25 protein-coding genes are annotated in these 21,127 nt (G+C 63.5%); 17 read left to right on the top strand and 8 right to left on the bottom strand.

All coding sequences use genetic code 11. The annotated features are described in order from the left end of the window. Positions 1-212 precede the first annotated feature (212 nt). The gene (locus tag EJ072_RS32660; RefSeq protein ID WP_126082930.1) at positions 213-2,354 is read left to right on the top strand and encodes a sodium-translocating pyrophosphatase; all 2,142 of its coding nucleotides are present in this window, start codon (positions 213-215) and stop codon (positions 2,352-2,354) included. A gap of 93 nt (positions 2,355-2,447) precedes the next feature. Here the strand turns inward: EJ072_RS32660 and EJ072_RS32655 are convergent, their stop codons facing one another. The 4 genes from EJ072_RS32655 to EJ072_RS32645 form a co-directional block, all read right to left on the bottom strand. Next, on the bottom strand, positions 2,448-3,437 hold the full coding sequence (locus tag EJ072_RS32655; protein ID WP_126082929.1) for a glycosyltransferase family 2 protein: 990 nt from the start codon (positions 3,435-3,437) through the stop codon (positions 2,448-2,450). Position 3,438: 1 nt separating this feature from the next. Then, the gene (locus EJ072_RS32650) at positions 3,439-3,858 is read right to left on the bottom strand and encodes a dTDP-4-dehydrorhamnose 3,5-epimerase family protein (RefSeq protein ID WP_245467391.1); all 420 of its coding nucleotides are present in this window, start codon (positions 3,856-3,858) and stop codon (positions 3,439-3,441) included. Then, positions 3,821-3,985: a hypothetical protein gene (locus EJ072_RS37140; protein ID WP_245467069.1), complete on the bottom strand. Its 165-nt coding sequence runs from the start codon at positions 3,983-3,985 to the stop codon at positions 3,821-3,823. Before EJ072_RS37140 ends, EJ072_RS32650 begins: the two co-directional genes overlap by 38 nt. A gap of 128 nt (positions 3,986-4,113) precedes the next feature. Beyond that, a complete protein-coding gene (locus EJ072_RS32645) occupies positions 4,114-4,635 on the bottom strand; it encodes an outer membrane protein assembly factor BamE (RefSeq protein WP_126082928.1) in 522 nt (173 codons plus the stop codon). A 117-nt stretch (positions 4,636-4,752) separates the two neighbouring features. Here EJ072_RS32645 and EJ072_RS32640 point away from each other — a divergent pair, with 117 nt between their 5' ends. From EJ072_RS32640 to EJ072_RS32610, 7 genes are all read left to right on the top strand, one after another. Then, complete coding sequence (locus EJ072_RS32640; RefSeq protein ID WP_126082927.1) at positions 4,753-5,295, top strand: ubiquinol-cytochrome C chaperone family protein; 543 nt, start codon at positions 4,753-4,755, stop codon at positions 5,293-5,295. Between the two features lie 11 nt (positions 5,296-5,306). Further along, a complete protein-coding gene (locus EJ072_RS32635) occupies positions 5,307-5,855 on the top strand; it encodes a DUF177 domain-containing protein (protein WP_126082926.1) in 549 nt (182 codons plus the stop codon). Between the two features lie 130 nt (positions 5,856-5,985). Then, entirely contained in the window at positions 5,986-7,056 is a 1,071-nt protein-coding gene (gene plsX, locus EJ072_RS32630; RefSeq protein WP_042640146.1) for a phosphate acyltransferase PlsX, read from the top strand. 9 nt (positions 7,057-7,065) lie between these two features. Continuing rightward, on the top strand, positions 7,066-8,031 hold the full coding sequence (locus EJ072_RS32625; protein ID WP_126082925.1) for a beta-ketoacyl-ACP synthase III: 966 nt from the start codon (positions 7,066-7,068) through the stop codon (positions 8,029-8,031). Positions 8,032-8,136: 105 nt separating this feature from the next. Next, the gene (locus EJ072_RS32620) at positions 8,137-8,460 is read left to right on the top strand and encodes an integration host factor subunit alpha (protein WP_023815657.1); all 324 of its coding nucleotides are present in this window, start codon (positions 8,137-8,139) and stop codon (positions 8,458-8,460) included. Positions 8,461-8,592: 132 nt separating this feature from the next. After that, positions 8,593-9,132, top strand: a complete 540-nt coding sequence (locus EJ072_RS32615) for a MerR family transcriptional regulator (protein ID WP_042640150.1) — start codon at positions 8,593-8,595, stop codon at positions 9,130-9,132. A 92-nt stretch (positions 9,133-9,224) separates the two neighbouring features. Then, entirely contained in the window at positions 9,225-9,527 is a 303-nt protein-coding gene (locus EJ072_RS32610; protein WP_126082924.1) for a DUF883 family protein, read from the top strand. Between the two features lie 76 nt (positions 9,528-9,603). Here the strand turns inward: EJ072_RS32610 and EJ072_RS32605 are convergent, their stop codons facing one another. Together EJ072_RS32605 and EJ072_RS32600 are read right to left on the bottom strand one after the other, a co-directional pair. Beyond that, a complete protein-coding gene (locus EJ072_RS32605; protein WP_126082923.1) occupies positions 9,604-9,864 on the bottom strand; it encodes a hypothetical protein in 261 nt (86 codons plus the stop codon). Positions 9,865-10,201: 337 nt separating this feature from the next. Further along, a complete protein-coding gene (locus EJ072_RS32600; RefSeq protein ID WP_189343146.1) occupies positions 10,202-10,807 on the bottom strand; it encodes a hypothetical protein in 606 nt (201 codons plus the stop codon). Between the two features lie 292 nt (positions 10,808-11,099). Here EJ072_RS32600 and EJ072_RS32595 point away from each other — a divergent pair, with 292 nt between their 5' ends. The 7 genes from EJ072_RS32595 (at position 11,100) to EJ072_RS32565 (ending at position 18,264) form a co-directional block, all read left to right on the top strand. Then, positions 11,100-11,366, top strand: a complete 267-nt coding sequence (locus EJ072_RS32595; protein ID WP_042640159.1) for a helix-turn-helix transcriptional regulator — start codon at positions 11,100-11,102, stop codon at positions 11,364-11,366. Between the two features lie 152 nt (positions 11,367-11,518). Then, complete coding sequence (locus EJ072_RS32590; protein ID WP_126082922.1) at positions 11,519-11,977, top strand: YbaK/EbsC family protein; 459 nt, start codon at positions 11,519-11,521, stop codon at positions 11,975-11,977. A gap of 244 nt (positions 11,978-12,221) precedes the next feature. Further along, positions 12,222-13,550 (top strand): NAD(P)H-dependent oxidoreductase, encoded by a 1,329-nt coding sequence (locus EJ072_RS32585; protein ID WP_126082921.1) that lies wholly within the window; start codon positions 12,222-12,224, stop codon positions 13,548-13,550. 2 nt (positions 13,551-13,552) lie between these two features. Beyond that, complete coding sequence (locus EJ072_RS32580) at positions 13,553-14,581, top strand: thiamine pyrophosphate-dependent dehydrogenase E1 component subunit alpha (protein ID WP_126082920.1); 1,029 nt, start codon at positions 13,553-13,555, stop codon at positions 14,579-14,581. Further along, on the top strand, positions 14,581-15,579 hold the full coding sequence (locus EJ072_RS32575; RefSeq protein WP_126082919.1) for an alpha-ketoacid dehydrogenase subunit beta: 999 nt from the start codon (positions 14,581-14,583) through the stop codon (positions 15,577-15,579). Before EJ072_RS32580 ends, EJ072_RS32575 begins: the two co-directional genes overlap by 1 nt. A gap of 3 nt (positions 15,580-15,582) precedes the next feature. Then, entirely contained in the window at positions 15,583-16,956 is a 1,374-nt protein-coding gene (locus EJ072_RS32570) for a pyruvate dehydrogenase complex dihydrolipoamide acetyltransferase (RefSeq protein ID WP_126082918.1), read from the top strand. A 138-nt stretch (positions 16,957-17,094) separates the two neighbouring features. Further along, positions 17,095-18,264 carry a DUF930 domain-containing protein gene (locus tag EJ072_RS32565; RefSeq protein ID WP_126082917.1) on the top strand — a complete coding sequence of 390 codons (1,170 nt, stop codon included), beginning with the start codon at positions 17,095-17,097 and terminating at the stop codon, positions 18,262-18,264. 1 nt (position 18,265) lies between these two features. Here EJ072_RS32565 and EJ072_RS32560 read toward each other — a convergent pair whose 3' ends face one another. Together EJ072_RS32560 and EJ072_RS32555 are read right to left on the bottom strand one after the other, a co-directional pair. Beyond that, positions 18,266-18,940 (bottom strand): HAD family phosphatase, encoded by a 675-nt coding sequence (locus EJ072_RS32560; RefSeq protein WP_126082916.1) that lies wholly within the window; start codon positions 18,938-18,940, stop codon positions 18,266-18,268. 88 nt (positions 18,941-19,028) lie between these two features. Further along, positions 19,029-19,670, bottom strand: coding sequence for a hypothetical protein (locus tag EJ072_RS32555; RefSeq protein ID WP_126082915.1), 642 nt, complete (start codon positions 19,668-19,670; stop codon positions 19,029-19,031). A gap of 188 nt (positions 19,671-19,858) precedes the next feature. On the opposite strand from EJ072_RS32555, the gene EJ072_RS32550 reads away from it, so the two are divergent. Together EJ072_RS32550 and EJ072_RS32545 are read left to right on the top strand one after the other, a co-directional pair. Next, positions 19,859-20,296, top strand: coding sequence for a transcriptional regulator GutM (locus tag EJ072_RS32550; RefSeq protein ID WP_042643996.1), 438 nt, complete (start codon positions 19,859-19,861; stop codon positions 20,294-20,296). A gap of 52 nt (positions 20,297-20,348) precedes the next feature. Next, a complete protein-coding gene (locus EJ072_RS32545) occupies positions 20,349-21,116 on the top strand; it encodes a PTS glucitol/sorbitol transporter subunit IIC (RefSeq protein ID WP_041008501.1) in 768 nt (255 codons plus the stop codon). The last annotated feature ends 11 nt before the right edge of the window (positions 21,117-21,127 follow it).

Genomic DNA, 21,127 nt, shown 5'->3' with positions numbered 1-21,127 from the left:
TCAATCGATCTAATTCCAGGCTCGCGCTGGCACAACGATTCCCGCCTTCTTCTTTTGGGCGAAAGCCGGGCAAAAACCGAACAATATCTTGACGTTCCAAGCCTTGTTTCGCATACCCCAACCAAGAGGTGGATTCCAAGCGCGGCATCCGTCTCCGTTCCAACGGCCCAGGGAGGGGTTCTTTTGGGCCAACAATCGAGGAAAATCCGGCAATGACCATTATTACCGCCGTCATCGCCTGCGGCTTGCTGTCAGTTCTGTACGCCATCTGGGCGACACGTTCGGTCCTTGCGTCCGATCAGGGCAATCAGCGCATGCAGGAAATCTCCGCCGCCATCCGCGAAGGCGCCCAGGCCTATCTGGCGCGCCAGTACACCACCATCGCCGTGGTCGGCATCGTCGTGCTCCTGCTTGCCTGGTGGCTGCTCTCGATCACCTCCGCTATCGGCTTCCTGATCGGCGCCGTGCTTTCGGGCACCGCCGGCTTCATCGGCATGCATGTCTCGGTACGCGCCAATGTTCGAACCGCGCAGGCCGCCTCCAACAGCCTCGCCGCCGGCCTCGACATCGCCTTCAAATCCGGCGCCATCACCGGCCTGCTGGTCGCGGGCCTGGCGCTGCTCGGCGTCTCGATCTACTACGCCATCCTCACCGGCCCGATGGGCCTGCAACCGAACGACCGCGTCGTCATTGACTCGCTAGTTTCGCTCGGCTTTGGCGCATCGCTGATCTCGATCTTCGCCCGTCTCGGCGGCGGCATCTTTACCAAGGGTGCGGATGTCGGCGGCGACCTCGTCGGCAAGGTCGAGGCCGGCATTCCCGAAGACGATCCGCGCAACCCTGCCACCATCGCCGACAATGTCGGCGACAATGTCGGCGACTGCGCGGGCATGGCCGCGGACCTTTTCGAGACCTATGCGGTGACCGTCGTCGCCACCATGGTTCTGGCCGCCATCTTCTTCGGCGGCACGGCGGCGCTGGGCGCGGCCATGCTCTATCCGCTCGCCATCTGCGGCGCCTGCATCCTGACCTCGATCGTCGGCACCTTCTTCGTCAAGCTCGGCTCCAACGGCTCGATCATGGGCGCGCTCTACAAGGGCCTGATCGTCACCGGCCTGCTGTCGATCGTCGGTCTTGCCGCCGCGACCTCCGCCACGGTCGGCTGGGGCGAGGTCGGCACCGTTGCCGGCATCGGCATCACCGGCAAGAACCTGTTCATCTGCGGCCTCATCGGTCTGCTGGTGACCGGTTTGATCGTGGTGATCACCGAATACTACACCGGCACCAACAAGCGTCCGGTGAATTCGATCGCCCAGGCGTCGGTGACCGGTCACGGCACTAATGTCATCCAGGGCCTCGCGGTCTCGCTGGAATCGACCGCGCTGCCGGCCATCGTCATCGTCGGCGGCATCATCGCGACCTACCAACTAGGTGGCCTGTTCGGCACGGCGATCGCCGTCACCACCATGCTTGGCCTTGCCGGCATGATCGTGGCGCTCGACGCCTTCGGCCCGGTCACAGACAATGCCGGCGGCATTGCCGAAATGGCCGGCCTGCCCAAGGAAGTGCGCCACTCCACCGACGCGCTCGACGCTGTCGGCAATACCACCAAGGCGGTGACCAAGGGCTATGCCATAGGTTCCGCTGGTCTCGGCGCGCTGGTGTTGTTCGCGGCCTACTCGAACGACCTCCGGTTCTTTGCCGCCAATGGCGACAAGTACCCCTACTTCCAGGGCATGGGCGACGTCTCCTTCGACCTCTCCAACCCCTATGTCGTCGCCGGCCTGATCTTCGGCGGCCTGATCCCCTATCTGTTCGGCGGCATCGCCATGACCGCCGTCGGTCGCGCCGCCGGCTCGATCGTCGAGGAAGTGCGCAAGCAGTTCCGCGAGGACAAGGGCATCATGGCCGGCACCTCGAAGCCGAACTATGCGCGCGCCGTCGACATCCTGACCAGGGCGGCGATCCGGGAGATGATCATCCCGTCGCTGCTGCCGGTGCTGGCGCCGCTCGTCGTCTATTTCGGCGTGCTGCTGATCTCGGGCTCGAAGGCCTCGGCCTTCGCCGCGCTCGGCGCCTCGCTGCTCGGCGTGATCGTCAACGGCCTCTTCGTCGCCATCTCGATGACCTCCGGCGGCGGCGCCTGGGACAACGCCAAGAAGTCGTTCGAGGACGGCTTCACCGACAAGGACGGCGTCAAACACCTGAAGGGTTCCGAGGCGCACAAGGCCTCGGTCACCGGCGACACCGTCGGCGACCCCTACAAGGACACCGCCGGCCCGGCCGTAAATCCGGCGATCAAGATCACCAACATCGTCGCGCTGCTTCTTCTCGCCGTGCTCGCGCACGGCTGATCGCGGCAGCTATTCCAGGATAAAGCCCGCGGGAGCGATCCCGCGGGCTTTTTTTTCACATGACACCATGCGTGCCGCCTTCCCGGCGGGCACTCAGTTGGCTTCGGGCCTTTCGGTGCCATGGCGATAGCGGGCCAGCAACGCGTCGATGTTCGGCTCTCGCTCGGGCATTGGCGGCAAGCCGCGTGTCTGGCGCAGCATGGCAATGAAGGCGCCTCGGCGATGCTGGCGGCGGAAGGAACGCGCCCGCGGATGTATGCCAAGCATCGCCAGGAGCCTGCGTTTAAGGTAGCGGGAACGCTTGAGGGGAGCAGGTTCCTCGGCGTTGCCAAGAATCCTGGCGCGCAAAGCGTCCGGCGAGCTCATCGCGTCCATCAGTTCTTCCTGCTCCTGCGCCGTATCACGCGCATAGCTGCCTTCGCGCTTGCCCGAATGCAGCATGAGCACGGTCAGATGCGGCATTGTCGCGATCACCGCACCCTTGCGCCAGGCACGGAACAGCCAGTCCTGGGAACTCTCGCAAACGCACTGGCTGGCCGGGCGCCATGGTCCAAGCCTTGGCAGCGACGTGCGCCGGATCATTTGCGCGGAGCCAAATCCGACCGTGGTGACTGGGTCATAGAAGCCGTCCCGCCCCATCCCGAGGATCATATGCCTGGAACCCTTGCTCGCGGCCGACTCGATGACCGCGCCGCGGGCGATCACTACATCGGCAGCGGTGGCGTCGATCCAGCCGCTCACGGATGCCAGATGGTCGGGAAACCAGAGGTCGTCATGATTCAAGATCGCAACAAAACGGCCGCGTGCTCTGGCAAAGCCGATATTGTTGGGCCCCGACTGTTCGCCGAAATTCACCGGAAGATCGATATAGGATATGCGGCCGTCGCCGAAAGCGGCGACCGTTGTCGCGGTGTCCGGCCGGCACGCGTCGCCGACGACGATGGCTTCCCAGTCCCGCAGGGTCTGGCCCATGAGGCTCTTCAGCGTCTGGCGCAGTACCGCGGGGCGGTTGTGCGTCGCGATGATGACCGAGACAAGCGGTTCGATCCGCCCTGTCGGCGGGCGCTGGCCGGCCTGTTCCACGCTATGCCAGCTTGTAGGGGATCTGTTCGGTATCGGGCGGTAGCCGCCAGTGATCGGGCGCGTCATAGGCGTAGGCCTTGTCGACCAGATTGAGCACCAAAGCAATGTCCGGTCCGAGCGCGACGACTCCGTGCCAGACGCCGGGCGGAATGACGACGATGGCAGGCCTGACCGCGCCGACGATCTTGTGCCAGACCGCGCCGAATGTCGGCGAGGCCTTGCGACCGTCGAACAGTGAGATGCGAACGCTGCCCACCGAGCAAAAAAGCCGGTCGGTTGTGACGCCATGGGCATGCCACCCCGTCACCGCGCCGGGATAAAGCGTGCGTTGAAACACCTGTCCGACTGGAAGCCCGTCCAGATCCCATTCCTCGCGAAAGACTTCAGTGAGGTAGCCGGTCGAAGTCGCGACAGGCCGGATTTCCTTGAGCGCGACGCCCTGGATTGTCGGCGCATCCCACGACGAGCCAGTCGGGTGTCGCGGTCTGCCGGTCTGGCGTGCCTGTCGCCATCCAGCCTTGCGGCACAGTACGATCGCTGTTGCTCATGACCGGTCCCCAATCCCGGCGAATTGATAGGGGGACGCCGGAACATAAGCAAGGGCGTCGGGCCGCACATACACAAAACCCGCCGGCGAGGTGGCGGGTTTTGATTGTTCCGCGGTTCGTCGATAGACTTAAGGCGTGCCGCTGCCGCCGCCGGGGATGCCGGGCGCCAGCTTGCTGGCGCCGTTGATGACCTGGGTGAGGAAGTTCTGGTCCTTGCCGCCGGTCGGTGTCGTCCTGGAGATGAAGTCGAAGATCTTGCCATCCTTGAGGCCGTAATTGGCGATCTGGGTCACGCGGCCGTCAGCGCCGAAATAGACCGCCAGCACATGCTGGTCGATGATGTGCGGGTTGTCGAAGGCGACGTAGCGCTTGCGCGTCTGCGAGATATAGTAGAAGGCCTCGTTGTCGAAGGTCGCCGTCGTCGACGGCGTGCCCAGCGCCAGCAGCACCTGTTCACGGCTCGATCCGACCGGTACCGAATCGATGGCCTGCTGGTCGATGACGTAGCCTTTCGTCAGCGTCTCGCTTGGATGGAGATCGCCGAACATCTTAGATGAATTGCAGGCGGAAAGCGCTGATACGACCATCAGCAGTGAAGCCACGCCCACCGGGGCGGGCGCAAGAAACGACTTGAATTTCAGCGCACCCAACAACAATTCTCCATCACATCCCCGCAACTTGCGCTGGGCCGCAAAACCGGTAAACCAGCTTGCATGCCGATGCAACAAGGCCAAATCAAACAACAGGTCCCCGGGAGACCGCCCTCAATGTTCCAGCGCCTTTTTGGCCGCGAACGCAATGCCAACCGCGCTATCACCGACGCGCTCTACGCACAAATCGTGGCGGCGGCGCGGCAAACGGTGTTTTATTCGGACTGGAATGTGCCGGATACGCCGCTCGGCCGCTTCGAGATGCTGTCGCTGCATATCTATCTCGTCCAGCACCGTCTGCATGGCGAGCGAGGCGTGGCGGCCGAGGTCGCGCAAGTGCTGATCGACGAGTTCTTCCTCGATGTCGATCATTCGCTGCGCGAACTTGGAATCAGCGATGTCGGCGTGCCCAAGCGCATGAAGAAGCTGGCAAGGATGTTTTACGGCCGCACGACCGCCTATGATGATGCCCTCCGAGAAAACGACCGGTCGGCGCTTGCGGCGGCGCTTGCGCGCAATGTCAGGCCGGACGCGGGCCCCTGGCCGCAGGCGTCGCTGCTGGCGGATTATGTCTGCGATGCCAGCCAGAAGCTCGCCGCGCAGCCGACCGAATCGATCGCCGCCGGCACGGTCGCATTCCCGGCCGCCGGGGCCGCTTGAAGGAGGCCAGCATGAAAGACGCTGAATTGCGCAGCCCGGTATCCTTTGTCGCCAATGTCGCGCGGCTGCCGCAAAAGGGCCTGCCGATCCTGGTCGAGGCCGATCAGCGCCAGCGCGAAGCACTTGCAGCCGAATATGAGCTGCTTTCGGTCGAAAGCTACCGTGCCGAATTGCTTGTTGCTTCGTGGAAGCGCAACGGCGTCAAGGTTACCGGTCGTGTCGAGGCCGACATCACGCAGGCCTGCATCGTCACCCTGGAGCCGGTAAGCGCACATATAGACGAGCCGGTCGAGGCGCTGTTCCTGCCCGAGCAGTCGAAGCTTGGACGCGAGGGCTTCGAGGGCGGCGGCGAGATTATTCTCGACGCCGATGGACCGGACAGTCCGGAAACATTCTCCGGCGACACGATCGACGTCGGTGCGCTGGCCGAACAGTTCTTCGGCCTGGCGATCGACCCCTATCCGCGCAAGCCGGGAGCCTCGCTCGACGTCGCCGGCGACGATCAGGCCGAGGAAAGCGAATTCCAGAAAAAGCTGCGTTCGTTGCTCGGAAAATCCTGAGAGTGGTCCGGATTTTGGAAAAGTTGGTTGTGCGCAGGCGCAAAACCGCTATTTTCGCCGAACCTTCGCGAGCCCCCTTACCTTGGCAGGCGTCCGCCGCTAGCCAGGCAAACCGTGAGAAAAACACCGAGTGATCAGGATTTCCATCGATGCCATGGGCGGCGATCACGGACCAAGCGTGGTCATCCCGGCGCTGATGACGGTCGTCATCCGCCGCCCTGACATCCGCTTCGTCATCTATGGCCGCGAGGACGTGGTGCGTCCCGAGCTCGCCAAGTTCCCGAAACTCGCCGAAGTGAGCGAGTTCGTCCATTGCGAGATCGCCGTGCGCATGGACGACAAGCCGAGCCAGGCTCTGCGCCACGGCCGCTGGAAGTCGTCGATGTGGAAGGCCGTGGAGGCGGTGAAGAGCGGCGCCGCGCAGGCCTGCATCTCGGCCGGCAACACCGGCGCGCTGATGGCGATGTCGAAATTCTGCCTGCGCACCATGGCCACCATCGATCGCCCCGCGATCGCGGCGCTCTGGCCGACGACGCGCGGCGAAAGCGTCGTGCTCGATGTAGGCGCCACCATCGGTGCCGACGCGCATCAGCTGATCGATTTCGCCATTCTGGGCACCGGCATGGCGCGCTCGGTGTTCGGCATCGAGCGGCCGAGCGTCGGCCTGCTCAATGTCGGCGTCGAGGAGATCAAGGGCCAGGAAGAGGTCAAGGAGGCTGGCCGCATGCTGCGCGAGGCCAACATGGCCTCGATGAATTACCGCGGCTTCGTCGAAGGCGACGACATCGGCAAGGGCACGGTCGACGTGGTGGTCACCGAGGGCTTTGCCGGCAATATCGCGCTTAAGACCGCCGAGGGCACGGCAAGGCAGATCGCCGGCTATCTTCGCGCCGCCATGAGCCGCACGCTCATGGCCAAGATCGGCTATGTCTTCGCCAAGGGCGCCTTCGACCGGCTGCGCGAGAAGATGGATGTCGGCCGCTCCAATGGCGGCGTCTTCCTGGGCTTGAACGGCATCGTGGTGAAGAGCCATGGTGGCGCCGATTCGGATGGCTTCGCTGCGGCGATCGAGCTCGGCTACGACATGGTGCGCAATAATCTGCTTGACCGGATCGAGGCCGACCTCGATCTGTTCCATGCGCGCAATCCCAATGCCCAGGCAAACAGGAAATCCGGCGTCTCCGCCGACGCCGAGGAATAGGAACGGACCTTGATCAGATCAGTCGTGCGCGGCAATGGTGCCGCGCTGCCCCGCCGCATTATGAAGAATGCCGACTTCGAAGGCATGGTCGAGACCTCCGACGAGTGGATCGTCCAGCGCACAGGCATCCGCCAGCGTCATGTCGCGGCCGATGACGAGACGACGGCCTCGCTGGGCGAGGCGGCGGCGCGCGCAGCGCTCGACAGCGCGGGCATGACGCCAGCCGATATCGACCTCATCATCCTGGCGACTTCGACGCCCAACAACACATTCCCGGCGACCGCCGTCGAGATCCAGAACAGGCTCGGCATGCATCACGGCTTTGCCTTCGACATGCAGGCCGTCTGCTCTGGCTTCGTCTATGCCGTCGCCACCGCCGACCTTTATATCCGTGGCGGCTTGGCCAAGCGTGTCCTGGTGATCGGCTCGGAGACGTTCTCGCGCATCCTCGACTGGAACGACCGCTCGACCTGCGTGCTGTTCGGCGACGGCGCCGGGGCGCTCGTTCTCGAAGCCCAAGACGGCGCGATCACCGACCGCGGCGTGCTGGCGGCGAGCCTACGCTCCGATGGCGCGCATAAGGACAAGCTCTTCGTCGATGGCGGGCCTTCGACGACGGGAACCGTCGGTCATCTCAGGATGGAAGGCCGTGAGGTGTTCAAGCATGCCGTCGGCATGATCACCGATGTCATCGAGGCGACCTTCGGCGAGGCCGGCATAACGGCGCAGGACCTCGACTGGTTCGTGCCGCATCAGGCCAATAAACGGATTATTGACGCTTCCGCCAGGAAGCTCGGGATAGCCGAGGAGAAAGTTGTGGTCACCGTCGATTTACACGGTAACACCTCGGCTGCCTCGGTGCCGCTGGCTCTCGCGGTGGCCGTCGCCGACGGCCGCATCAAGAAGGGCGATCTGGTGCTTCTCGAGGCGATGGGTGGAGGCTTCACCTGGGGCGCGGTGTTGCTCCGCTGGTAAGTGCCGAACGCGCCGGTTCGGTCCTTGACCTTGCCGGATCAATTACTTAGGCTCTGCCTTTGGCTGTATCGATTTACATTTTCTGCGAGCAGATGGGACGGTCGCATGGGGGGAAAGACACTGACGCGTGCCGACCTTGCTGAAGCCGTTTATCGGAAGGTTGGCCTGTCGCGGACTGAATCGGCGGAACTCGTCGAAGCCGTGCTGGACGAAATCTGCGAAGCCATCGTTCGGGGCGAGACGGTCAAGCTTTCGTCTTTTGCCACCTTCCACGTCCGCTCCAAGAACGAGCGCATCGGCCGCAATCCCAAGACCGGTGAGGAAGTGCCGATCCTGCCGCGCCGGGTGATGACGTTCAAATCGTCGAACGTGCTCAAGAGCCGGATTCTGCGCTCGCACCAGAACAGCAAGGGCAAAGGCGGCAAGTAGTTTGCTGGCGAATGCGGTTGAAAACCGCCCGCGGTTTTGACGCTGGGCTTGAATATCGCTTCATAAATCGCTGAAATAAGGGGCGATTCGGCATCATGCGCCGGATCGTGGTCCAGTGTGGAGGATTGGCCCATGGACAAGAGCCCCGATGCTTTCCGAACCATCAGCGAAGTCGCGGAAGATCTCGACCTGCCGCAGCACGTGCTGCGTTTCTGGGAGACGCGCTTCACCCAGATCAAGCCCATGAAGCGCGGCGGCGGCCGTCGCTATTACCGGCCGCAGGACGTCGAGCTGATCAAGGGCATCCGGCACATGCTCTACGATCAGGGCTATACGATCAAAGGCGTGCAGAAGCTGTTGCGCGAGAACGGCAACCATTTTCTGGTCGCCATCGGCAATGGCGACATGGCCGCGGTGGAGGCGATCGCCCAGCGCCGTCAAGCCGAGCAGGTGCCGCTGACGGCGGCCGCACAGCCGCGCGGCGATGAGGATGCGCTCGTCGGCCAGCCGAAGGTGAAGCCCAGCCGCCGTTTCTTCGGTCTCGGCAAGAGTGACGACGAAGGTCCGGTGCAACCGGACGCCTCAAAGTTGTCGCGTGACAATCGCGCCTTGCTGCAGGAGGCGCTGTTCGACTTGCTGGAATGCAAACGCCTGCTCGACCAGGTTCGTTGAAGGCATCATTCCACGTGATGCCGCGCGGTCGGGCCGCCGGAACTGGCCCGTCGTCCGTGCGTTAGGCCTTCTCGAAGAGAAGGACAATCAGCATGGCATCGTTTTCGACCCTCTCCGACCTCGACATCGACAAGCAGGTCGCGGCGCTTTCGCGGCAATTGAACGACCTCAAGAAGGTTTTGGCCAGCCGCGGTGACGCCTATTATGAGGATGGCCGCGAGGCGGCGTCCGACTATTACTCGCAAGTTGCCGACCGCCTTCACGAGGCGCTGCCGGCAATAAGGCGCAGGGGCAGGGTGCTCGAGCGGACGGCGCGCGACCATCCGGCGACGACCGCCGCCGTCGGACTTGTCGTGGTCGGACTGCTTGCCGGCCTTCTTATCAGCCGCCGCTGATCAATCGACGGAATCTGAAACAGAAACGGCGGCCGTCCTCGACCGCCGCCATTTCCATACCGTCGGCTGCAGGCGATCAGTTCGCCAGCTTGAGCCGCCTCTTCGGGTCGACCTTCATGACGTGGCTGCACTTGCCGTAGACGGTGCCGTTCTTGTCGGTGGCGTCGGTGTAGGTGCCCTTACAATCGAGCTGCAGCACCAGGCAGGAGCCCGAACCCTTACAGACGGCGCCGCCGTCGCCGGTCGGATGCGTGCCCGCGAAAGCCGGAGCCGAGACCGAGCCGAAAGCCGAGACGACGAGAGCCGCGGCGAGGGTGATACGCTTGAAGTTGGTCATTTGAGCATTTCCTTCCATTGGTTGTTGGGATCGGCATTCTGGCGTCCCGTTGGGTTGAGGAGCACCTTCGCGGCGCCCATGACCGGTTAGTGCTGTCTCCAATGGAAAGGTTCATATGCGATGCAAAAAATGCGGGGCAGAGAGGAAGTCGCGAGTAGAACTCTCACCTGCGTGTTGCCATGTGGCAAATCCGTCCTAACGACAGCATATGAGCGATTGTCCCGATGCCCGAAGCGAAACGGATGGCGTTCCTGCGGCGCTGTCGGATTGCAAGTTACGGTCACTGACTTGTTCGGGTTTGGAAAGGTTGCCAGGTCGCTTGGTGGCCTGCGCGGCTTCACATGGGCGGCGCGATGCCGTGATTCCCGACCACGACCCGATTCGCGGTGAGCTTGCCATCGCCACCTCGCTTGGCGTTGACGAAGACCGCGGCGCCCGGCGTCAGATCCGAAGGCGTGGCAGCGGCGAATGTCACGATCGGCGTCGTCTGGGGGATCGCGATCTGTTTTTTCTGGCCGTTGTCATAGGTAAGCGTGACCGTGCGGCCCTGGATTTCGGTGACGTCGGCCACGGTGCCGTTTGTCATGCGGCTGTTGGGCTGCAGATCCCAGTCGCGGTCGCCTTCTCCCGTGCCCTTCAGCGCCGCGGGAAAGATGACGACTTCCAGCGCCCCGCTGGCGCCATCGGCCTTGGAAAGCGAGGCGATGCCGAGAAAGTCGCCCTGCTTGATGTCGGCCGCCGATGCCTTGGCGACACCCGAAATCTTCCAGCCGTCGGCAAGTGTGATCGCATCGGTCTTGCCGTCGCGGTCCTTCACCGTCAGCGTCGATCCGGTTATACCGACGACAGTGCCTCGAACACGTGCGGCATCCGTCGCCCACGCTTCCCCGCAGATGACACTTGAGACTGTGCCGAGCACAATTGCGAATGATTTCAAATTCATGGCATTCGATCCTTCCGTGAAACGCCCGTCGCCCGGGTTTTGGCTGCCGGTGACGGCCAGCTAACGAATCGAGGCGTCGAAAATGCCGGCGAAACCGGTCGCGGAGCTTCAAAAGAACTTGATTGGGCGCCGCGCGATCTTACATGTGGGACGCCTGCGATACCGGCCGGAATGCCGCTTCACGATGGCGTGACGGCCTAAGCTCTTGGCAAATCATTTGTTAACGAGCATTCTCCCGCCAGTCTCAGGCAACGCCACATTTCATCCGACCGTTTCATCCAAAGGAGTTGCCATGCCCAACACCGCACGGAACGCCGTTTCCAACGACATCATTGCCGCGTCCGGCCTCAATCCGCTGAAGGCCGCTCGCGAAACGAGGGGATATACGATCGAGGAACTGTCTTTGACCTGCGGCCTGGCCGTGGGCGAGATCGTCGACATCGAGGACGGCAAGGACGCCGATCCCGCCAAGCTCCGGCGCATCGCTTCCGCGCTGCAGATGCCGGAAGAGGAATTGATCAAAGTGCCGGCCGCCGAGAATCGGCCCACGCATCAGTAGAGGCGCGAAAAGCGTCCATTCGAGCCCGCCGAGGTTTCGCCCGGCGGGCTTTTTAATGCCTGAAGGCGGAAAGCGCTGGCTCTTGCCAACGATGGCTTAGCCGTGCGATTCGCCGACCGCTGCTATCCGACAGACCTGACGAGGGGCCCACCATGAGCTTGGAATCGGTTCGCGCTTTCTTTGCGCGGCATGCGCCCGACATCGAAGTCATCGTCACCGAGGCCAGTTCGGCCACCGTGGCGCTGGCGGCGGAAGCCCATGGCGTGATGCCCGCGCAGATCGCCAAGACGATCTGCCTGCGCGTCGGCGACGAGACCATGCTGGTCGTCACCAGCGGCGTCGTCAGGCTCGACAACCGCAAGTTCAAGGACAGGATGGGCGGCAAGCCGCGCATGTTGGGCGGCGAGGAGGTGCTGGCCGTCACCAGCCATCCGCCGGGCGGCGTCTGTCCGTTTGGCCTGCTGGCGCCGCTTCCCGTTTATTGCGATCTGTCGCTCAAGGCCTTCGACGAGGTCGTCCCCGCTGCCGGCGCCACCAACGCCGCTGTCCGCATCACGCCGCAGCGCATGGCCGATCTGGTCGGCGCCATATGGGTCGACGTTTGCCAGTAACAATTACCGCCTAGATATCTCCTTGCGGTCCGTCGAGCGCCTTCGCCGGCATTCGGCCACAGGCGCACGCTCGCATTGGGTTGATGGCGGCGCTCATGGTCCATGCCTTTCGCGGCCGCGCCTCGACCAATCCGAAAAGCGTCGACTAACGGCCAAAGATTTGGACATTAGTCTTGACAGAAATACATATGTTCAATACCCGTCAAGCAATCAGACAGCATGCGATATGGGAGGAATAAGCGGCATGGCTTCCAATATTTCGTTGACGGGCCTTGCCCGGGATCTCGAGGAACGCGGCAAGTCCGGCAAGCCCATCCGCATCGGCCTAATCGGCTCAGGCGAAATGGGAACCGACATCGTTACCCGCGTCGCCCATATGTCCGGCATCGAGATCGGCGCCATTTCCGAACTCAACCTGCCGGCGGCCAGCAAGGCCGTCGATATCGCCTTCCAGGAAACCGGCCATGCGCGGGAAGTGTCGAACGCGTCGGCCATGACCGCTGCCATGGAAGCGGGCAAGATCGCCGTCACCAACGATTCCAGCCTTGTCATCGGCAATGACCTCATCGACGTCGTGATCGACGCGACCGGCGTTCCGGCCGTCGGCGCCGAGATCGGCCTGCGCGCCATGGAGCATGGCAAGCACCTGGTGATGATGAATGTCGAGGCGGACGTCACCATCGGCGCCTATCTCAAGGCCGAGGCCGACCGGCTTGGCGTCACCTATTCCCTGGGCGCCGGCGACGAGCCGTCTTCCTGCATGGAGCTGATCGAGTTCGTCTCCGCTATGGGCCACCCGATCGTTGCCGCGGGCAAGGGCAAGAACAACCCGCTCAACATCGACGCCACGCCTCCGGACTATGAGGAGGAGGCGAAGCGCCGGCACATGAATGTGCGCATGCTGGTCGAATTCGTCGATGGTTCGAAGACAATGGTCGAGATGGCGGCGATCGCCAACGCGACTGGGCTGGTTCCCGACAAGCCCGGGATGCACGGCCCGGCGGCCACGCTCGGCGAATTGTCGAAGGTGCTGGTGCCTGAGAAGGACGGCGGCGTGCTGTCGAAGGTCGGCGTCGTCGACTATTCGATCGGCAAGGGCGTCGCGCCGGGCGTCTTCGTCGTGGCCGACATGTCGCATCCGCGCATCTCGGAGCGCATGGAAGACCTGAAGATGGGCAAGGGCCCGTATTTCACCTTCCATCGCCCCTATCACCTGACCTCGCTGGAAGTGCCGCTGACCTGCGCCCGCGTCGTGCTCTACGGCAAGGCCGACATGGTGCCGCTGGCAAAGCCCGTGGCCGAGGTCTGCGCGGTCGCCAAGAAGGACCTGAAGCCCGGCGACAAGCTCGATGCCATCGGCGAATATTGCTACCGCGCCTGGATCATGACGGCGCCGGAAGCCCATGCGGCGCGCGCGATCCCCTGCGGCCTGCTGCAGGGCGGCTCCGTGACGGCGCCCATCAAGAAGGGCGAGCTCATCACCTATGCCAATGCCGCGCCCGCGCCGGGCTCGAAGATCGCCGATCTGCGCGCCCGCCAGGACAAGCTCGTCTACGGAACCGTGGAGGCGTGATCATGGCCGGAGCCAGCAAAGCCGTCGTGGATAGCCGGGCCAACCTGCCTTTCGTCTATCGCCAGTACCGTCCAGAGCAACTGAGACAGGTGCTTCACAAGATGTACCTCATCCGCCGCTTCGAAGAGGGCGCGGAAGAGTGCTACATGCGCGGCCTCATCCACGGCACCATGCACCTGTCGATCGGGCAGGAAGCGAGCGCCATGGGCATCTGCATGCCGCTCGCCGAGGATGACCAGATCACCTCGACGCATCGCGGCCACGGCCATTGCATCGCCAAGGGCGCGGAGGTCAGCCGCATGTTCGCCGAGTTCTTCGGCAAGACCACCGGCTATTGCAAGGGCAGGGGCGGCTCCATGCACATCGCCGATGTCGCCAAGGGCAATCTCGGCGCCAATGGGATCGTTGCCGGCGGCATTCCGATTGCCGTGGGCGCAGCGCTTTCATCCAAGAGGATGAAGACCGGCAAGGTGGTCGTCTCCTTCTTCGGCGACGGCGCCAACAATGAGGGCGCCTTCCACGAGGCCTTGAACATGGCGGCGATCTGGAAGCTGCCGGTGATCTTCGTGTGCGAGAACAATGGCTACGGCATGTCGACCTCGACGGCGCGCTCGACCGCGGTGAAGAACATCGCCGAACGAGCGGCCGCCTATTCGATGCCGGGCGTCATCGTCAACGGCAACATCTTCTCCGAGGTGGCCGAGGCGTCCTTCAACGCGGTCGAGCGGGCGCGCGCCGGCGAGGGGCCGACGCTGATCGAGTCCAAGACCTACCGTCATCGCGGCCATTCCAAGAGCGATCGCAACCGCTATCGCACGAAGGAAGAGATCGAGGACTGGATGGCGAACCGCGATCCGATCACGCTGTTCGAGACGGAGCTGCGCGATTTCGGTTTCATCGACGACCAGGGCATTGAGGCGATCCGCGACGCGGTCGCCAAGGAGATCGCCGACGGCATCGAGTTCGCCAAGGCGAGCCCGGCGCCCGAGATCGCCACCCTCGAAAACTATGTTTACACGGAGCAAGCGTGATGGACGCCGCGGTGCGTGAACTGAGCTACGCCCAGGCGATCCAGGAAGCCATGGCGATCGCCATGGACATGGACGAGCGCGTCTTCCTGATGGGCGAGGATATCGGCGTTTATGGCGGCGCCTTCCAGGTGACCGGCGACCTCGTCGAACGGTACGGCACCGACCGGGTGATCGACACGCCGATTTCCGAACTGGGCGGTGCAGGCGTCGCGGTTGGCGCGGCCGTCACCGGCATGCGGCCGATCTTCGAATTCCAGTTCTCGGATTTCGCCACGCTCGGCATGGAGCAGATCGTCAACCAGGCGGCCAAGATGCGCTTCATGCTGGGCGGCGAGGTCTCGGTGCCGGTTGTGATGCGTTTCCCTGCCGGCTCCGGCACGGGTGCAGCCGCCCAACACAGCCAGAGCCTGGAAGCCTGGCTCGGCCATGTGCCTGGCCTGAAGGTGATCCAGCCGGCGACGCCGCACGATGCCAAGGGCATGCTGCTGGCCGCCGTTGCCGATCCGGATCCGGTGATGATCTTCGAGCACAAGCTGCTCTACAAGATGAAGGGCCATGTGCCGGAAGGCCACTATACCGTTCCGATCGGCAAGGCCGAGATCCGCCGCGAAGGTCGCGACCTCACCATCGTCGCCACGTCGATCATGGTGCAGAAGGCGCTTGACGCTGCTGCCGCGCTGGAAGGCGAAGGCATCGACATCGAGGTGGTCGACTTGCGCACCATCCGCCCGATCGACAGGCAGACCATCATCGACAGCGTGAAGAAAACCTCGCGCCTGCTTTGCGTCTACGAAGCGGTGAAGACGCTCGGCATCGGCGCGGAAGTAAGCGCGCTAGTCGCCGAAAGCGAGGCCTTCGATTATCTCGATGCGCCGATCGTGCGCCTGGGCGGCGCCGAGACGCCGATCCCTTACAATCCGGACCTGGAAAAGGCCACCGTGCCGCAGGTTCCCGACATCATCGCCGCAGCGCGCGACCTCGTGAAAGGGGTCCGCTGAGCGATGCCGACAGAAGTCATTCTTCCCAAGGTCGACATGGACATGGCGACCGGCCAGATCTCGCGCTGGTTCGCCGAGGAGGGCGCTCGCGTCAAGAAGGGTGACGTGCTCTTCGAGATCGAGACCGACAAGGCGGCGATGGAGATCGACGCGCCGGCCAGCGGCACGCTTCGCAACGTCACTGGCAAGGAGCGCGTCGACATTCCCGTCGGTGAGCCCGTCGCCTGGATCTATGCCGACGATGAAGTGTATTCGGCTGAGACGCCGCAGAACAAGGCGCCAATCTCCCCCCTCGTGGGCGAGATGTCGGCGCAGCCGACAGGTGCGGGCGTTGTCCCGCCAACCTCTCATTCCGTCCGGCCCCCCTCAGACCTGCCGGCCGTCTCCCCCACAAGGGGGGAGATCAGCCAATCGCAGGGGCCCGCCCGAGCCACGCCTTTGGCTCGACGCTTGGCCCGTGAGGCAAATCTGGACCTCTCGGCCATGGCAGGCAGCGGCCCGCGCGGCCGTGTCGTGCGCGCCGACGTCGAGGCCGCGGTCGCAGCGAAAGGCACGGCCACCCTCGCTAAGCCGGCCGCCGAGATTCCGGCCGAAGTCCCGTTCGCCCCGGCGCCCGCGCCCAAGCCGATGTCGGACGACCAGGTGCTGAAGCTGTTCGCCGAAGGCTCCTACGAGCTCGTTCCGCATGACAACATGCGCAAGACCATCGCGCGCCGCCTGGTCGAGGCGAAGTCCACCATCCCGCATTTCTATCTGACGCTGGACTGCGAGCTCGACGCGCTTCTGGCGTTGCGCACGCAGTTGAATGCCTCAGCACCCATGAGGGAGACCGACAAGGGCGAGGTTCCGGCCTACAAGCTCTCGGTCAATGACATGGTGATCAAGGCGATGGCGATGGCGCTGATGGCGGTGCCGGATGCGAACGCCTCCTGGACCGAGAACGCCATGGTCAAGCACAAGCACGCCGATGTCGGCGTCGCCGTGTCGATCCCCGGCGGCCTGATCACGCCGATCATCCGGCATGCCGATGAAAAGACGCTGTCGGTGATCTCCAACGAGATGAAGGATTTGGCCAGCCGTGCCAGGAGCCGCAAGCTGAAGCCGGAAGAGTATCAGGGCGGCACGACGGCGGTGTCCAATCTCGGCATGTTCGGCATCAAGGACTTTGCCGCCGTCATCAACCCGCCGCATGCGACGATCCTGGCGGTCGGCGCGGGCGAGGAGCGTGCGGTGGTGAAGAAGGGTGAGATCAAGATTGCCACGGTGATGTCAGTGACGCTTTCGACCGACCACCGCGCGGTCGACGGCGCGCTCGGCGCCGAACTGCTCGGCGCCTTCAAGCGCATGATCGAAAACCCGATGGGCATGCTGGTGTAAGCCAATTCCTGCAGGCCTTTGATCCGGCTTGATCTTACGCTACGGGGCCCTCCGATCACCGACTTGCCAGGCCGGCAGCTCGCGCAAATCCCGGCCCGGTGCTTGAAGCCGCCGCCATTTCGTTCCACATCGGGCGCAATGAACGGCAAGATGCGGGAATGGTTTCGGAATTGGCGATGGGCCTTGGCCGCATCGCTGTTCCTGCATGTCCTGATTGCAGCGTTCCTGTTCTTTGGCCTGCCGAGGCCCGAGCAACAGCCGGACCAGCAGGAACAGCCGGTCAACGTCGCGATCGTGCCGCCGCCGGAACAGCCAAAGCCGAAGCCTGCTCCGAAGCCGCCGGAGCCGAAACCTGAACAGAAGGTCGAAAAGCCGCCTGAGCAGCCGGCTCCGAAGCCACCGGCTCCGCAGCCGCCGAAGCCGCAGGACATCCCGGTTCTGAAGCGCGTTTTCCAGTACGGCGAGAAGGATACCGGCCCGGAGAAATCTCTGAACGGGGGCAGCGCTCCGGCCAATGCGCCATCGCCGACCCAGAATGAGCCCGCGAAGCCGCCGGTCGCGCCGAAGCCCGCGCCCGGCCAGCCCGCTTCGCCTGCAACGCCCGAGCAGCAGGCTGACGCCAATAAGCCTCAAGAGAAACCGGCAACCGCCGCGACGGAGGAAAAACCCGCTCAAAGCGAGGAGAAGCAGGCGACGGAGGATGCTGACAAACAGCAGCAGGACAAGCAGGAAACAGCTCCGGAAACCGCCGAAAAGCCTGCGGCCGTGCCGTTAAAGCCATTGACGGCCGAGTCAGGCGACAAGCCCGCGCCTCCATCCATGGCCGAAAAGGCAAAACCTTCCAAGGCGATGAAGTTCAAATCCGCAAGAGCCTTGAGAGCGCCAAGCGGGAACCCGGCAAGGTCGAACTCCGCCGACAGCGCGGCTGCGGGAGCGCCGATCTATTCCGGCCTGCCGGGCGTCAGGAAACTTTACTCGCCGGGTGCGACCGGCAATATGCAGGCTACGAGCTCGATGGAGAACGTGCCGCGCGATCAGCGCATAGCCAATCTTTGCGCCAACGTCCTGAACCAGGAACTGCAAAGTGCCGACTACGCGCCGAAATGGCTGCCGACCATCCCCCTGAAGCAGGGCAATGTTCTCAACCCTCCGCAGGCCGCCTTCAGCACGACAACCCAATGGTACGATCTGAGCTTCCGCTGCGAGGTCGACGCCGATGCGACGAGGGTCCTATCCTTCAACTTCCGTGTAGGGGGATTGGTCCCGCCGGGGGACTGGACCCGGCGTCGCTTCCCCAGTCTCCGCTAGATTAGGCCGGGACACCAAGCTCCGCCAATTGCCGGGCAACCTCGTGCCAGTCGGCGCAGACAAAATCGGCGCCGGCGGCTTTCAGCCGCGCGCCGTGCTCGGGATAGGTGTGACCGCCGCCGGTATAGCCGATCGCGATCATGCCGGCAGCCACCGCGCCCTGAACGCCGAAGGGCGAATCCTCTACCACGATACAGTCGGTCGGCTTCGCACCCATCTTCTCGGCGGCGTAGAGGAAGATGTCCGGCGCCGGCTTACCGTTCTTCACCATCGAGGAGGAAAAGATCGCCTCGCCGAAGAAGCGCGACAATCCCGTGACCGACAGGCTGTGGTTGATACGCTCGACCGAGGACGACGAGGCGACGCAACGGTTTCCGGCAAGCGCGCTGAGGAATGGCGCGATCCCCGGCGTCGGCTTCAACTCCTCGGAGAAGAGCAGCTTGGTCTCGGCCCAGATGTCGCCATCGGCCGCCGGGGGGAACTGGTGGCCGGTCAGTTCCTTGATCTTCACGATGATGTCGGCCTGCTTCATGCCGATGCATTGCGCGATGATGCCGCCATGCACGCCCGGCATGCCGTGCTTCTCGTAGACGCGCTCGTAAGCCTTGGCGGCGAGCGGCTCGCTGTCGACGAGAACGCCGTCGCAGTCGAAAATCATAAGTCTGGTTTGCGCCACGCGCTTCTCCCGGCCTCTGTGCCAATGCGCACATCGCTATCGATAAAAAGTCAGATGTTCAATAGCGGGTGATTACGTCTCCAGCGGCTCAAAGCTGGCGCAACGCCTCGCTGACCGGCGAGGATCCGAGCGCGCGCTGCATGGCCTGGCGCGACTGGGCGCGGTCGGGTGTGATCCAGTTGGGCTCGGCGCCGAGGAACCGATCGAGGAAGGCCACGGCATAAGCGGGCATTTCCGATGCGTTCTCGCGGTAGGACCACCAGGTGCGCAGATCGTCGGCGCATTTATCGATGCTGGGCGCGTTGCCGAATTCCTGCTCGTGCACGGCCAGGATCGCCGACACGCAGTAGTTGGTATAAAGGAAACCTTCCGGCCAGAAGCGCACGATTTCCGCCGTGCCGGCATTTGCCTCGGTCTCGACCATTTCCTTCAGACCTGAGGCCTCCCGCGCCGGCGCCTGCCGGATCAGCTCACGCAGCACCAGCCCGGCGGCGAAGACGATGAAGTCCGCGCGGTCGACCGCCGCAAATCGCTTCTGCGCTTCCATGACTTCGATCCAGTCGAGGAAGGCGCGCGTCAGCTTGGCCTCGTCGATCTCGAAGCGCACGCCGAACGTTTCCGACACCACCCTCGCGCTGCTGCGGAAGGTGGCGCGGAACCAGCGCAGCTGCCGCAGCCTGTGGCGAAGGTCCGGCATAAGCGCCAGTTCGTGCCTGAAGGGCAGGTCCATGTCTCACATCCCGTTTGACGACAGGCTACCACAGCGCCGCCGATGCCGAAATCGGCCGGTCGGCTGTGGAGCGTTATGGCTGCTAATATAATACATGTTGACATTCGAGGAAACAAATGTTCTCACTTTCGGGTCGTCTCGCCTCCGTTCAATATGTGCCGGAGGAAGAGACTCGGGAGGAGACCGAAATGGCAATCTGGCAGTGGGCACTGCTTCTGCTGTTTGTTGTCTGGGCGCTGCAATCGTTGGGCGTCTGGCTGCAGATGCGGCATTATTCGGATGTCTTCAAAGGCGTCACCAGCCAGTACAAGGACGGTTTCGTCGGCGCGGGCAATTTCCGCGGACGCCTGGCCAAGGGCACCATCGCGCTCATCGTCGTGACGCCGGATCTCATCGTGCGCCGCATGATGGTCATGAGCGGCCGTTCGGTGCTGACCAAGTTCAAGCGACATGAAGAATTCGAGGGTATCCCCCTCGATCGACTCCGGTCCAACCCTGCGATCATGGGGGAGGGGGAACCCGGTGTGGCCGAGGCCGTGAAACGGGCGATCGAGCAGATCGACCGCGCACGGTCGGAGCCGGGGAAGAAGCCGGGCCTGGCCGGCTTGAACATAGCAAGGGCTTAAACGACGCCGGCAGCCGGCTGGGAATGACCGGCAGGGGTCATAAGGAGGAGAAATGTCTGTAATTACACTATTGGCGCAGCATGCGGACCTCGCGGTGCACAACCTGCATGTCGCAGGCACCATGGTTTCGGATGCTGCCTGGCACGGCAAGCTCGGCGTCGAGCATGCCACCGATCATCTCGTGGTCCTGGCGCAGGCGACGACCGACAACGCGCCGGTCACCGCCGATCAGCTCAAGGAACAGCTGAAGAACGTGCAGCAGGAAGAGCAGCTCGGCTGGCTCACCGCCATCGGCAAGTACTTCATCGGCATCTTCCAGAAGGGCGGCGAAGTGTTCGCCGGCTTCGTCACCGGCATCATCCCGACCCTGGTCGTGCTTATGACGGCCTTCTACGCCGTCACCGAGCTGGTCGGCGAGGAGCGCGTCCACGGTCTGGCGCGTGGCGCCGGCCGCATCGCGCTGACCCGCTATACGGTGCTGCCGGTGCTCTCGGTGTTCTTCCTCACCAACCCGATGGCCTACACCTTCGGTTCCTTCCTGGAAGAAAAGCACAAGCCTGCCTTCTACGACGCGGCAGTGTCCTATGTGCATCCCCCGCTCGGCCTCTTCCCGCACATCAACCCCGGTGAATATTTCGTCTGGGGCGGCATGCTGGTCGCGCTGCTCGACCTCGAGAAGCGGGGCGTCATCGCCAATGGTTATCACGTCAAGGTAGCCATCTGGTACGCCATCGTCGGCCTCGTCGTCATCCTGCTGAAGGGCATCCTGACCGAGCGCATCACGGCCATCATGGCACGCCGCCAGGGCGTCGAGCTCTAAGGGCGGGAGGA

Origin of the sequence: Mesorhizobium sp. M2A.F.Ca.ET.046.03.2.1 (assembly GCF_003952425.1) — a bacterium.
In the GTDB taxonomy this organism is placed as follows: Bacteria; Pseudomonadota; Alphaproteobacteria; order Rhizobiales; family Rhizobiaceae; genus Mesorhizobium.
This window is presented reverse-complemented; position numbering and strand designations above follow the sequence as displayed.

Excerpts from the sequence above, each read along its gene's own strand:
- EJ072_RS32660 (WP_126082930.1), top strand. The coding sequence starts at position 213 with ATGACCATTATTACCGCCGTCATCGCCTGCGGCTTGCTGTCAGTTCTG.
- EJ072_RS37140 (WP_245467069.1), bottom strand. The coding sequence starts at position 3,985 with ATGAGCAACAGCGATCGTACTGTGCCGCAAGGCTGGATGGCGACAGGC.
- EJ072_RS32640 (WP_126082927.1), top strand. The coding sequence starts at position 4,753 with ATGTTCCAGCGCCTTTTTGGCCGCGAACGCAATGCCAACCGCGCTATC.
- EJ072_RS32635 (WP_126082926.1), top strand. The coding sequence starts at position 5,307 with ATGAAAGACGCTGAATTGCGCAGCCCGGTATCCTTTGTCGCCAATGTC.
- EJ072_RS32620 (WP_023815657.1), top strand. The coding sequence starts at position 8,137 with ATGGGGGGAAAGACACTGACGCGTGCCGACCTTGCTGAAGCCGTTTAT.
- EJ072_RS32615 (WP_042640150.1), top strand. The coding sequence starts at position 8,593 with ATGGACAAGAGCCCCGATGCTTTCCGAACCATCAGCGAAGTCGCGGAA.
- EJ072_RS32610 (WP_126082924.1), top strand. The coding sequence starts at position 9,225 with ATGGCATCGTTTTCGACCCTCTCCGACCTCGACATCGACAAGCAGGTC.
- EJ072_RS32605 (WP_126082923.1), bottom strand. The coding sequence starts at position 9,864 with ATGACCAACTTCAAGCGTATCACCCTCGCCGCGGCTCTCGTCGTCTCG.
- EJ072_RS32600 (WP_189343146.1), bottom strand. The coding sequence starts at position 10,807 with ATGAATTTGAAATCATTCGCAATTGTGCTCGGCACAGTCTCAAGTGTC.
- EJ072_RS32595 (WP_042640159.1), top strand. The coding sequence starts at position 11,100 with ATGCCCAACACCGCACGGAACGCCGTTTCCAACGACATCATTGCCGCG.
- EJ072_RS32590 (WP_126082922.1), top strand. The coding sequence starts at position 11,519 with ATGAGCTTGGAATCGGTTCGCGCTTTCTTTGCGCGGCATGCGCCCGAC.
- EJ072_RS32585 (WP_126082921.1), top strand. The coding sequence starts at position 12,222 with ATGGCTTCCAATATTTCGTTGACGGGCCTTGCCCGGGATCTCGAGGAA.
- EJ072_RS32580 (WP_126082920.1), top strand. The coding sequence starts at position 13,553 with ATGGCCGGAGCCAGCAAAGCCGTCGTGGATAGCCGGGCCAACCTGCCT.
- EJ072_RS32575 (WP_126082919.1), top strand. The coding sequence starts at position 14,581 with ATGGACGCCGCGGTGCGTGAACTGAGCTACGCCCAGGCGATCCAGGAA.
- EJ072_RS32570 (WP_126082918.1), top strand. The coding sequence starts at position 15,583 with ATGCCGACAGAAGTCATTCTTCCCAAGGTCGACATGGACATGGCGACC.
- EJ072_RS32565 (WP_126082917.1), top strand. The coding sequence starts at position 17,095 with ATGAACGGCAAGATGCGGGAATGGTTTCGGAATTGGCGATGGGCCTTG.
- EJ072_RS32555 (WP_126082915.1), bottom strand. The coding sequence starts at position 19,670 with ATGGACCTGCCCTTCAGGCACGAACTGGCGCTTATGCCGGACCTTCGC.
- EJ072_RS32550 (WP_042643996.1), top strand. The coding sequence starts at position 19,859 with ATGGCAATCTGGCAGTGGGCACTGCTTCTGCTGTTTGTTGTCTGGGCG.
- EJ072_RS32545 (WP_041008501.1), top strand. The coding sequence starts at position 20,349 with ATGTCTGTAATTACACTATTGGCGCAGCATGCGGACCTCGCGGTGCAC.